Annotated in this window: 12 protein-coding genes; 8 read left to right on the top strand and 4 right to left on the bottom strand. The window is 35.3% G+C overall.

The features are described from left to right. The first annotated feature begins 280 nt into the window (after positions 1 to 280). From HF990_RS14160 to HF990_RS14130, 7 genes are all read left to right on the top strand, one after another. Complete coding sequence (locus HF990_RS14160) at positions 281 to 1,765, top strand: ATP-binding protein (protein ID WP_016839483.1); 1,485 nt, start codon at positions 281 to 283, stop codon at positions 1,763 to 1,765. Next, the gene (locus HF990_RS15325) at positions 1,762 to 2,430 is read left to right on the top strand and encodes a response regulator (RefSeq protein WP_168412848.1); all 669 of its coding nucleotides are present in this window, start codon (positions 1,762 to 1,764) and stop codon (positions 2,428 to 2,430) included. The genes HF990_RS14160 and HF990_RS15325 overlap by 4 nt, the downstream gene beginning before the upstream one ends. 182 nt (positions 2,431 to 2,612) lie before the next feature. After that, complete coding sequence (locus HF990_RS14150; protein WP_168412847.1) at positions 2,613 to 3,656, top strand: DctP family TRAP transporter solute-binding subunit; 1,044 nt, start codon at positions 2,613 to 2,615, stop codon at positions 3,654 to 3,656. Between the two features lie 65 nt (positions 3,657 to 3,721). Then, entirely contained in the window at positions 3,722 to 4,759 is a 1,038-nt protein-coding gene (locus HF990_RS14145; protein WP_016839486.1) for a TRAP transporter substrate-binding protein, read from the top strand. Positions 4,760 to 4,867: 108 nt separating this feature from the next. Further along, a complete protein-coding gene (locus HF990_RS14140) occupies positions 4,868 to 5,365 on the top strand; it encodes a TRAP transporter small permease (RefSeq protein WP_016839487.1) in 498 nt (165 codons plus the stop codon). Continuing rightward, positions 5,346 to 6,617 carry a TRAP transporter large permease gene (locus HF990_RS14135; RefSeq protein WP_016839488.1) on the top strand — a complete coding sequence of 424 codons (1,272 nt, stop codon included), beginning with the start codon at positions 5,346 to 5,348 and terminating at the stop codon, positions 6,615 to 6,617. Before HF990_RS14140 ends, HF990_RS14135 begins: the two co-directional genes overlap by 20 nt. Before the next feature lie 63 nt (positions 6,618 to 6,680). After that, a complete protein-coding gene (locus HF990_RS14130; protein ID WP_016839490.1) occupies positions 6,681 to 7,883 on the top strand; it encodes an MFS transporter in 1,203 nt (400 codons plus the stop codon). 80 nt (positions 7,884 to 7,963) lie between these two features. Here HF990_RS14130 and HF990_RS14125 read toward each other — a convergent pair whose 3' ends face one another. Together HF990_RS14125 and HF990_RS14120 are read right to left on the bottom strand one after the other, a co-directional pair. Continuing rightward, positions 7,964 to 8,191: a hypothetical protein gene (locus HF990_RS14125; protein ID WP_040764878.1), complete on the bottom strand. Its 228-nt coding sequence runs from the start codon at positions 8,189 to 8,191 to the stop codon at positions 7,964 to 7,966. A gap of 17 nt (positions 8,192 to 8,208) precedes the next feature. Next, complete coding sequence (locus HF990_RS14120) at positions 8,209 to 8,796, bottom strand: peptidylprolyl isomerase (protein WP_168412846.1); 588 nt, start codon at positions 8,794 to 8,796, stop codon at positions 8,209 to 8,211. 264 nt (positions 8,797 to 9,060) lie between these two features. Between HF990_RS14120 and HF990_RS14115 the strand changes: the two genes are divergently transcribed. Continuing rightward, on the top strand, positions 9,061 to 10,911 hold the full coding sequence (locus tag HF990_RS14115) for a transglycosylase domain-containing protein (RefSeq protein ID WP_168412845.1): 1,851 nt from the start codon (positions 9,061 to 9,063) through the stop codon (positions 10,909 to 10,911). A 210-nt stretch (positions 10,912 to 11,121) separates the two neighbouring features. Here the strand turns inward: HF990_RS14115 and HF990_RS14110 are convergent, their stop codons facing one another. Together HF990_RS14110 and HF990_RS14105 are read right to left on the bottom strand one after the other, a co-directional pair. Further along, positions 11,122 to 11,685 (bottom strand): DUF5366 family protein, encoded by a 564-nt coding sequence (locus tag HF990_RS14110; protein ID WP_016839495.1) that lies wholly within the window; start codon positions 11,683 to 11,685, stop codon positions 11,122 to 11,124. Positions 11,686 to 11,830: 145 nt separating this feature from the next. After that, a partial coding sequence (locus HF990_RS14105) for a group II intron maturase-specific domain-containing protein (protein ID WP_281727725.1) occupies positions 11,831 to 12,126 on the bottom strand: 296 nt, incomplete at its 5' end.

Below are 12,126 nucleotides of genomic sequence, written 5' to 3'. Positions count from 1 at the left end.
CTTTGTATTGGATTTGGATGGTTTACTACCACCCAACCATTATAAAGGATTTTTTTGTGTTTAGATTATATTTCAGAAAATTCGGTTTATTTGAAGGTGTTAAATTATTTTAATGCGACGCTAGTGATTTATTATATAATAAGAAAAAATAAATTCTTAATTATTTGAAAATGGGGTTGTTACAATCAATAAAGTGATGAAAAGATTTCCTCTTCGATTAACAATGTTTATTTTTTCCTTTGTTATCGTGTTATTTTCTATCTTAACCAGTGGAATTATTATGATTCATAATATTTCTGGCGCCTTTGAAAAAGAATTTGGATCTAGAGCAATCGCTATCGCCCGTACAGTTGCCCAACTAGAAGATGTACAAAAAACCGTTGGAAAAGAGGAAGGTTTTGAAGTTATTCAACCGATTGCAGAACGAATTCGATTGGCAACGGACGTCGATTATATTGTGATCTTCGATATGAAAGGTGTACGATATTCTCATCCGTCCGAAAGTAAAATTGGAACCATCAATGAAGAAATAAAAAACAATGAAGCTTTGTCACAACACGAATACATTTCAAAAGCAATCGGAGTTCAAGGATTCTCGATTCGTGCGTTTGTACCTATTATGAATCCAGATGCTACAAAACAAGTAGGTGTCATCACGGTCGGAATCATTACGCCAAAATGGTACCAATTAGTAGGAGAATATCAATTAGATATTTTTATCGCATTATTTTGGGGGTTACTGATTGGGTTGATAGGATCGATCTTGATTGCCAATCTAATTAAACGGCAAACGTTAAACTTAGAACCATATGAAATTGCTCGTATCGTGGAAGAACGTTCAGCAATTATGCAAGCAATGGATGTTGGAATTCTCGCCACAGATGGCCGAGGGAAAATTACATATATGAATCATTTAGCTAGAAAATATACTCATTTTTTTGCGAAGGAAGGAACATTAAAAGAGGTATTTAAAAATACTTGGTTAGCCGAAGAACGCCTTGAAAAACAAGAAAGTTATAAACCGCTATCTTTGTTAAATCAAATGTACTTAGTCCGAATTTTTCCACTAAAAATACATGATAAAAATGCTGGTTCCCTCATCGTCATTACTGACCATAAAGAAGCACACACCTTAGCTGAAGAATTAACTGGTGTAAAAACTTTAGTGGATACACTTAGGGCTCAGCACCATGAATTTTTAAACCGATTACATAGTATTGCGGGGCTTATTCAACTCAATCGAAATGAGGAAGCCATCAGTCTAATCTTAGATGAAATTACTGATGAAGAAAGTGTTTTTCAAAAAATTAAAGATAAAATACACGATTATTCCATTCAAGGACTATTAATTGGAAAATTCTCAAGAGCGAAAGAATTAGGTGTTGAGTTAACATTAAGCGACGATTCCTATTTGCTTGATTATGTCACAGGTTTTTCTAGTGGCGACTTAATCACTATTATTGGGAATTTGCTAGATAATGCAATGGAAGCATGTCTTTCTAAAGAAGAAAGATATGTAGATATTCTCATTCAAGGGGATCAAGATTATTTATATATTGAAGTACAAGATAATGGCGTTGGAATTCAAGAACCAGTGGAACAAATTTTTAATTATGGTTATACAACGAAAAATAAACAAGGCCATGGGATTGGATTAGCATTAGTGAAGCAAATTATCGAGTCCAATCATGGAACAATTCAAATTTTTTCAGAGGTTGGTGTTGGCACAACAATAATCGTACAAGTTGGGAGGAATGTACTGTGACCAATATAAATGTCTTAATTGTGGAAGACGATCCAATGGTATTGGAAGTAAATAAGAGTTTTTTAAAGAAAATTAATGGATTTAACTTAGTTGGGGAAGCCCAATCAGGTGAACAAGCCTATCGAGAAATTAAGAACAAAACGCCTGATTTAATCCTTTTAGATATGTATTTACCAGATATTTCTGGGTTAGAGTTGTTTTACAAAATTCGTCAAGAACGCCTCCCAGTTGATATTATTATGATTACTGCAGCTAGAGATGCAAAAACAGTTCAAGAATTGACACGCTTAGGAGCTTTCGACTATTTAGTGAAACCTTTCCGCTTAGAAAGATTCCAACAAGCGTTAGAAGATTATGCCCGCTCAAGAAAAAAATTAACAACGAAAACCGAACTTAAGCAAGATGACATCGATGATTATTATGGCATGTATTATGAGTCTCAAAAAGAATTACCAAAAGGACTCAATGAAATTACAATGAAACAAATCACCGACAAATTAAAAGAAATCAACGGTCCCGTCACAGCTGAACAACTAGCACAAAATACAGGCATGGCGAGAGTCACTGTAAGAAAATATTTAGACTATCTTGCGAGTATTAGTGAAGTCAAAATCGATTTAAAATACGGTACAGTGGGTCGTCCAACAAAATATTATTCCATTTAATAAGAGCTATCAAGGCTCTTATTTTTTTGCCTTCATCTATGTAATACAACAGTTATTATTTCAAAATAACTGTTGTATACCAAAAAGAACAAAACGTCCATTAATACCATAATATTGAGAATTTTCGTTTTTCATATAACATGAAACTATCTACATCAAACAGCAAGTTCAAGGGGAAAACGATGAGAGATTCAATAAAAGTAATTCTATTTTGTTTTCTATTAGTCATACCATTTTTAACTCTTGCGTGCTCTCAAATAAAAGATTATCCCACTGATTTAGAACAGTTAAGTGAAGATGAGCGACTTGTCATCCGATTTTCCCATGTCGTAGGTGAAGATACACCAAAAGGGATGGCAGCTAGAAAATTTGCTGAACTCATTAAAGAACGATCAAACGGTCGAATTGAAATACAAGTGTTTTCAAACGGAACTCTTTATAAAGATGTGGAAGAATTGGATGCCCTTTTAAGAGGAGATATCCAATTAATTGCTCCTGCTATTTCGAAGTTGACAGATTTGGTTCCTGAACTTTCTGTATACGATCTTCCCTATGCTTTTAATTCATTAGAAGAAGTTCATGAATTTACAGAAAGTGAAGCCGGGAATCGATTAAAAGATTTATTAAAAATGCATAATCTTATCGCTCTTAGTTTGTGGGATAGCGGTTTTAAACAAATTAGCAACGACATTAGACCGATCGAGCATTATCAAGATTTAAAAGGAATACGGATGCGCATTATGCAGAGCGATATTTTAGCACAACAATATTACATTGTTGACGCCTTTCCTAGAAAAATTGACTTTAATACCGTCTTTCAATCGCTGAAAAAAGGTGATATAGAAGGACAAGAAAATACGTTAACAAATATCACAAGTAAAAACTTTTATTCATTGCAAAAATACTTAACTATTTCAAATCATGGATATTTAGGTTATTTTCTACTATTTAATTTAGATTTTTGGGAAAGTTTATCTGATGAAGATCGGGAACTTATTACCGAGACGCTTCATGAAGTTCAAGAATGGCAATGGCAGCTTGCAGAAGATTTAAATGACAGAAGACTGCAAGAAATTGAAGAATGCCAATGCATACAAATCTATTATTTATCTGAGGAAGAGAAAAAAGAATGGGAAGAACATTTTACGCCCGTATATCACTACTACACCCAACATTACGGGGATTACTACATTCAAAATCTTCCGAAATATAAATATGTCAAATAGGTAAAAAAGAGACTTTGCGCTCTTTTTACAATAAAAACATTACTACATTTAAGGGGGATAATTACATGAAGAAATGGCTATTAGCCACTATTTTAGGGGTGCTAGCTCTTGCCCTTGCTGCATGTGGCGGCAGTTCAAGCAGTGAACCAAAATCCAGTGAAGATTACACTGCTGACAAACCACTTATTATCAAATTCTCACACGTAACTGCAGTTGATAGTGTAAAAGGTAAATCTGCTAACTACTTTGCTGAATTAGTAGATGAAAAAACAGAAGGTCGTGTAAAAGTTGAAGTTTATCCATCTTCACAATTATACGGCGATGCGGATGAGCTTGATGCATTAGTATCAGGGAACGTACATATGATCGCTCCATCCGTTACAAAAATGGTGAAAATCGACCCACGTTGGCAATATGTTGATATGCCATATTTATTCAAAGATGAAGAACATGTTCAAAAATTCTTTGATTCAGAAGTAGCGCAAGAATTATTCAACTCTCAGCAATTAGCACAAAACGATATTAAAGGTATGGCATTCTGGCCAAACGGTTTCAAACATTTCTCTAACAACAAACATCCATTAGTAAAACCTGAAGACTTCAAAGGTTTGAAATTCCGTACACAAGCTGGACAAGTATTAGAAAAACAATTTGAATCATTAGGTGCAGGTTCTGCAACAATTTCATTCGGTGAAACTTACGCAGCTCTTCAACAAGGAACTGTTGATGGTGCAGAAAACCCATTCAACAACTTTGATACAATGAAATTCTATGAAGTTCAAAAATATTTATCTACAACTCAACATGGTCGCCTTGACTATGCAATTTTCGTAAACAAATCGTTCTGGGAATCAATGCCTGAAGATTTACGTGTATTAGTGGAAGAAGCGCTTAGTGAAGCTACTGAATACGCTCAAAAATTAGCAGCTGAAGAAAACCAAAAATCCTTCGAAAAAATCAAAAGCTTAGGCACTGTTGAAGTTTATGAAATGACTGATGAAGAGCGCCAAGCTTTACGAGAAGCTTTACAACCTGTTTATGATGAATTTACTGATGTCATCACAAAAGAATTAATCGATGGCATTACAGCATTAGCTGAATAATTCATCCTTATAACACAGTCTTTTCCCTATTTTTTTCGAGTGTCGAATTTATTTCGACACTCCATCTTTTTTCATATATGTATTCCATTATAAGGGAGTTGATAACAAGTGAAGGCATTATCGAAGCTTTGGACTTGGTTAGAAGAAATATTAGCCAGCATCTTTTTTGGCGTCGGTGTATTATTGATCTTCTACGGAGTTGTTATGCGTTACTTTTTAAATCATCCTCAAGCATGGGTAGAAGAAGTCGCAAGGTATTCAATAATTTGGGGAACATTTTTAGGATTTGGTATGGCGCTAAAACATAATCAACATATTCAAGTAGATATTTTATATGATCGTTTAGGAAATAAGGGAAAGTATTTCATCAATATACTAGCGACAGTGCTATCGATTGTTTTCTGCCTAATCTATACATATTACGGATGGAATTTAGTCACTGCTCGCATTAGTTCCGGAATGGTATCTCTAGATGTAGGAATCCCTATGTGGATTGTTTACCTAATACTACCAATCTCAGGAGTGCTTTTCCTGCTTCGTTTCATTGAAAGGTTGGTAAACATTCTGCGTAGAAAGGATGAAGACTATGCTAACCCTCTTAATTAGTTTCTTTGTATTGATTTTTTTACGTGTTCCAATTGCTATTAGCTTGGCTCTAGCTACCATATTAATGTTATTCATGGCTGATTTTAATATGAACATGATGCCGCAACGCATGTTTACGGCACTTGATTCCTTTCCTATGATGGCCATTCCTGGATTCGTATTAGCAGGTGCCATTATGGCTCGTGGGGGAATTTCAAAATATTTAATTGAGGCATTACGTGCCTGGGTTGGACACTTACCTGGTGGATTATCGGTCGTAACACTACTTGCATGCGGGATTTTCGCAGCAATTTCTGGTTCCTCTCCAGCAACAGCAGCTGCAATTGGTTCTATCATGATTCCTGCATTAGTTGCTGCTGGATATGAGAAAAAATACGCTCTCGGATTAGTGGCTGCTGGAGGAACTCTTGGTATTTTAATTCCTCCGAGTGTACCTCTCATTATTTACGGTATTACATCGGAAGAATCGATTGGAAAACTATTCATGGCCGGGGTTATCCCTGGATTAGGGTTACTTGCTGTATTAATTGTAGCAGCGATTGTATATGCAAAAATGCAGGGATATCAAGGCGATGAAAAAGCAAGTTGGGAAGAACGCGGTCGAAAATCGTTGAAAGCCATTTGGGGTGCATTTTTGCCGGTATTAATTTTAGGTACGATTTACTCAGGGGTTGTAACTCCGACTGAATCTGCTATTATTGCTGTTGTTTATGGCCTCATCGTTTCAATTTTTATTTACCGCGAACTAAGTTGGAAAGATTTCCGTCAAATCTTAGTTGAATCCATCAACGTAACAGCCATGATTTTCTTAATTATCGGGGCTGCTTCATTATTCGGATTATATCTCACAAACGAACAAGTTCCGCAAAAAGTTGGAGCGTGGATTGCGGAAAGCGGCATGAACAAATGGATTTTCATGCTCATTGTTAACTTGCTCTTCTTTATTTTAGGTATGTTCTTAGAAGCTGTATCCATCATATTAATTACATTACCAATTCTATTACCTATTTTAAAACATTTTGGCATCGACTTATATCACTTCGCTATTATCATGGTTATCAACTTAGAACTTGGAATGATTACACCACCAGTTGGATTAAACTTGTTCGTCGTTGCAGGTATAGCGAAGGAAAAACTTGGGATGGTTGTTCGAGGAGTTATTCCATTTATCGTATTAATGATTGCATACTTAGTTGTCGTCATTCTCTTCCCACAATTGTCACTTTGGTTACCATTTGGAATTGGAAAATAATTGACGTTATAACGGATACTTCCTACTGTGTCCGTTATACTTCCATTAAGTAGGTGTTCACGTATGGAAACAAAGGGGTATCATATTAATGAAATTGGTTATTGGCGAGTTGTCGCGAGTCTCGGTTTAGCTTCAACTTTTATATTTGCAACTTTCTACGCCTTTCAACCACTCATTCCTGTATTTGAAAAAGAATTTGCAATATCCGTAACATATTCTAGTTTAACCATGTCGCTTGCAACCTTATCTTTGATTCTAGGGTTGATTGTTTTAGGTTTTTTATCGGATCGGAATGGAAGAGTATTATTTATTAAACTTTCTATTCTTTTATCTATCATTCCTTTTCTGGTTATGCTTTTTGTGGAAAAGTATTGGATGATTTCAATATTGCGATTAATTCAAGGCTTCACCCTTGCTGGAGTTCCGGCAGCATCTCTTGCGTATATCGGAGAGGAAATCGATTCGAAAGTAAGAAATTTAGCAACATCCATTTACATTTCTACCAATGCGCTTGGTGGAATGATTGGACGTTTTCTTGCAGGGTATCTTTCAGAAAACTACAGTTGGCAATTAGCAATTACGATTATTACCATTTTTGGGTTTGGTGTATTTCTTTTTGTTCTGATTGCATTACCAAGATCAAAACATTTCGTTCCAAGTTCTGTAAGTTTTTGGGAAGATATTAGAGGTTTTGGATTTCATTTAAAAAATCCAAATTTACTTGTTTTATTCGGATTAGGTATTGTATTACAAGTCACATTTACTGGAACGTGGACATACCTCCCTTTCCAATTGGCAGAACCGCCTTTTTCAATGTCGCTTGACTCCATTTCCTTTTTGTATTTTGCCTATGCCTTTGGAATATTAGGAGCTCCAATTGCGAGTTGGCTATCAAATAAATTTACTTTAGATAAAGTACGAACTACTGCAATCTGCTTATTATCATTCGGAGTATTATGCACATTGCACTCTTCACTCTTTATCGTATTGCTCGGTTTGTGTGTAATTTGTTTCGGCTTTTTCACCGCCCATTCGCTAACTGCAGCAAGTGTTGGCAAAACTGCAACCCATTTAAAAGGAAGTGCATCAAGTCTTTATTTAGTTTCCTATTATATTGGTGTTGCATCAGGAAGCACCTTGGTTGCCCCCATTTATAATAATTTAGGATGGAAAGGGTTCATACTGATTACTGTCACTACAACAATTTCTTATCTTATCTTTTTAAATTTTTCGTTAAAAAGATTCCACCAAAAACATAGTGTATAAGGTGAATAGTAAGTTGTTTAAAACAATCAAGGCTGTCTAAAAGCTTATGCTTATTAGACAGCCTTTTCATGTAGCAAACCCTACTCTTTTATTATTGTGTCTTTATTTTGTTTACGCTCACGCAACATTCGCTTTTCCAACTCTTTTGTCTTCATTTCTTGTATTTTTGATATTTTTTTTACAAGGAAAAAGACAGCAAAACAAAGTACAAATAGCAATATCAATTCAACTGCAGCTGGAATATATGCTTTTTTGTCTTCCGGAAAATATAAAAAATCGCCATATAATAATAGCAAGTGCACAATCATCACTTCTTTCTGTCGTCTTATTCAAGCACTGTAATTGATTCTATTTTAATATCTTCTATCGGCTTATCTCGGAAATCTGTTTCGACATTGGCAATTTTATCTACAACTTCCATACCCTCAACAACATGACCAAATACAGTATGCTTATAGTCTAACCAAGGTGTTCCTCCAATACGAGCATACTCCTCAATGATTTCTTTTGGAAAACCTGCTTGTTCCATTTGTCCAATCATATCACTTGGTACTTGCGGCATTTGTACAATAAAGAATTGAGAACCATTCGTATTTGGACCAGCATTCGCCATGGATAACGCTCCACGTAAATTAAACAGTTCAGGATGGAATTCATCTTCGAAAGGTTCTCCCCAAATGGATTCCCCTCCCATACCTGTACCAGTTGGATCTCCGCCTTGAATCATAAAATCAGCAATAACACGGTGGAAAATAATACCCTCATAATAACCTGACTTTGCATGACCTAAAAAGTTTTCAACCGCTTTAGGTGCATGTTCTGGGAACAACTTTATTTTCATTGACCCCATTGTCGTTTTCATTTCAACTAAGATTTCTCCAGGGTTTAATTCTTTCGTTAATTGTGGGTACATTTCTTCTTCTCCTTTATAAATAAAATCATAGTGATGACTACATTTTCTTATTTTCCTCGTTTCAGTTTACCATAAAACATGAATTTTTTCCGCTAATTAAGTTATTTCACTTCTATTTCTACTTATTTTAAGTTGTTATACTCCTCTTTCTTTCATTCATCTTTTTCGGAAATTTCTTTATAAACATGTTGTAATGATATGAAAAGTGAACTGTTCTAATGAAAAATATGGTATTCTTTCTTGTAGGCAATAGGAGGAATAAATGTGAGGCAATTGTTAGGGTATCTTATGATTCTTTGCCTCTTCCCTCTTCTTTTTGTTGTTGGAGACAAAATTTGGGAAGAAGCAGCCAAAGCACAAAATCATAAAGAACAAATTCAGGAACAAATCAAACTCCCAGAAATAAAAAAACAGCTTCCTGTTAAAATGTTAGATCGAAACGGAGATTTATTTAACGAAGATTACGTGGAATGGAGAAATCCTATTCCCATAGAAGAAATACCCGAAATCGTTAAACAAATTTTTATTTTGAGTGAAGATCGAGATTTTTATCAACATATCGGTTTTGACATAAGTGCTATAATGAGGGCTGTCATAACCAATGCGGAACAAAATTCTATTCAACAAGGGGGCAGTACAATTTCCCAGCAGCTTGTTCGAATGCTTTATTTATCGGAAGAGAAAACATATGAACGCAAACTAATGGAAGTGTTGTATGCTTACGAACTAGAAAAACTATATGATAAAGACACCATTTTTGAAATGTATTTAAATGAAATGTACTTCGGTCATCAAGTATATGGTATTAATTCAGCTGCAACCTATTATTTTCAAAAACCAATACAACATTTATCCGTTGCGGAAATCGCCTTTATTGCAGCTATACCAAATAACCCTTCTATTTATGATCCGTTAAAGCATTTTGACAATACGAAAGCACGTCAAGAACGTTTAATTGATCTTCTAGCAAAAGAAAATGTCATCTCCCTTGATGAAGCAAAACAATATAAAGAAGAACCCATTCGGTTGAACATAAAAGAAAAAACGCAAAACTTCCCTGCTTACAGCACGTATGTATTACATGAACTGAATCAATTAATTGCAGAAACTGAGGGATACAACGAAGCGCTGCAACAAGCTTCACCAGAGGAAAAATTGCTGCTTCAAAAAGAATTAGATAACAAAATCAATGAACTTCTTTATTCTGGCATCATTATACATACAGCATTAGATCCTGAAAAACAATCAAAAGATGATGTATCAATTAATTCTCTTTTAACCATTCAAAATTTGCAATCTAGCGCGGTTGTCATTGAAAATGAGAAGCGGGAAATCGTGAGTATGTATGCTGGAAAAAACTACAATAAATTCGATTTTCATAGAGCTTATCAGGCTCCGAGACAGCCAGGTTCATCCTTTAAACCGTTAATTGTATATGCACCGCTATTTGAAAGAACAAATTATTCACCTTCCTCCATCGTGAATGGAGGAAAATATTGCATTGGGGCGTTTTGTCCACAAAACTACGGCGGAGCAATCTATGGCGATGTAACGATTTCAACTGCCTTTAAACATAGCTTGAATACGTCAGCTGTTCGTCTGTTTTCAAAAGTTGGTATAGAGACAGCCTTTCAATATTTACAACAATTCAATTTTAAATCGATTGTAGAACAAGATAAAAACTACGCAGCTGCATTAGGTGGACTAACATACGGTGTAACTACATTAGAATTGGCCGATGCATATACAAGCTTTATCGATGGAAGTTACGTTAAATCCCATGCAATTCGAAAAGTTACCGATCAACAAGGAAACATATTGTATCAGTGGCCATCGGAACGGAAACAAATATGGTCTAAACAAACTGTACAATACATGCGTTCATTATTAAACGAAGTAGTGCGAAGTGGAACAGGAAGAGGGATTCATGCAAATTCATCCTATATTGGGGTAAAAACAGGCACTACGAACGAATATCGAGATTTTTGGATCGCTGGATTATCCAATGAATATACCGCAGCCGTTTGGATTGGCTATGATCAACCAACATCTATGCTTCAATTAGAAGACGATCGAATTCATTTCAACATATTTAACCGTATTATTAACCAATAAAATGACTATTTGGATGATATTTTTCTATCATAGATTTTCGCTTCAGCTGGAAGCTTTCCGCGGGCATGGGCTTTCCTCTCTTATTCATGTCCATTCCCGCGGGAAAGCTTTACTTTAATATTGCTTTCATCGCAGATAAATTGCGACGAAGCGAACACGGCAGGAACTTTCCTTTCGCTTAAATCAGATTAGAATAAGAGTGTCTATCCCTTATTTAGCAAAAGGCAAGCTCGCCAAAATCCCGTTGTAAAGTTTCATACAAACAAAAATGACGACTGTTATAAAAAAAGACCAAAAGAGTATTTCAAAGGCGATTAATCCAATCATCCCAGATAAAGACATATATTGGCTCATTTTATAGATTGAATAGACGAAAAAACAAAATAGTGATAATGCAAAAATGATTATTAGTGCAGTAAAGGATTGGATAGCAAAGGCGCTAATAAGACTTCCGATAAAGAAAAGTACATATCCTCCGCGTGCTGCTTTAACAGCACCACCTTCTGAATCCTTTGAAAAAAACAACATCCCTATTTCGTGAATCGTTTCTCCAATCAATTTTAAAGCTGAAAACAGCATGAAAAAGCAAAGGAAGAATACAAACAATAATAGCATCCGAATTTCTACTTCTGTTAGAAATTCTCGCATGCCATTATAGATTCCAATAGATTGAAAAAGTTGAATAGACTTACTTACTGTAAAAATTCCAAAAGTTAGACTATACAGAATAATTGAAAATAATGGTAAATAACCATATAAGTATGGATTTTTCATTGTACTTTGCCTCGTTTATTGTATTTTCCTACCATATCATAACAAAAAATCTCAATCTATCAAGAGAAGAAATCGAGTAGGAGGGAGCGATTAACTCCCGTCCTCTCACACCACCGTACGTACGGTTCCGTATACGGCGGTTCAATTAAGATAATTGACGCAAGTTTTCATAACGAGCTTCAAGACTTTCCAACCCTTGGTTTCTCCAATAGGAGTTACCAAGGGTTCTGTGTAATATTGGACTATTTGAAATACGCCAATAACTCTTCCGAGTATTTCCCCATTCATACGCTTGCCATTGTGGTACGCCAAGCTGAATAAGGTTGCGTATCTTTGTTTTCGGTTTCTTCCAGTTCTTCCATAGACACATTCGAAGTCTTCTACGAATCCATTTATCTAATTCAAGGAATATAGATTTGGTGTCTGCTAACGCAAAATATC

This window comes from Ureibacillus thermosphaericus, assembly GCF_012396605.1.
Lineage (GTDB): Bacteria > Bacillota > Bacilli > Bacillales_A > Planococcaceae > Ureibacillus > Ureibacillus thermosphaericus.
Note: the sequence above shows the minus strand (reverse complement) of the source record. Positions and strands in the feature narration are given on the sequence as shown.

Bases quoted from the DNA above. Each gene is read 5' to 3' on its own strand.
- HF990_RS14160 (WP_016839483.1), top strand. From the start codon at position 281: ATGATTCATAATATTTCTGGCGCCTTTGAAAAAGAATTTGGATCTAGA.
- HF990_RS14150 (WP_168412847.1), top strand. From the start codon at position 2,613: ATGAGAGATTCAATAAAAGTAATTCTATTTTGTTTTCTATTAGTCATA.
- HF990_RS14145 (WP_016839486.1), top strand. From the start codon at position 3,722: ATGAAGAAATGGCTATTAGCCACTATTTTAGGGGTGCTAGCTCTTGCC.
- HF990_RS14135 (WP_016839488.1), top strand. From the start codon at position 5,346: ATGCTAACCCTCTTAATTAGTTTCTTTGTATTGATTTTTTTACGTGTT.
- HF990_RS14130 (WP_016839490.1), top strand. From the start codon at position 6,681: ATGGAAACAAAGGGGTATCATATTAATGAAATTGGTTATTGGCGAGTT.
- HF990_RS14125 (WP_040764878.1), bottom strand. From the start codon at position 8,191: ATGATTGTGCACTTGCTATTATTATATGGCGATTTTTTATATTTTCCG.
- HF990_RS14120 (WP_168412846.1), bottom strand. From the start codon at position 8,796: ATGTACCCACAATTAACGAAAGAATTAAACCCTGGAGAAATCTTAGTT.
- HF990_RS14110 (WP_016839495.1), bottom strand. From the start codon at position 11,685: ATGAAAAATCCATACTTATATGGTTATTTACCATTATTTTCAATTATT.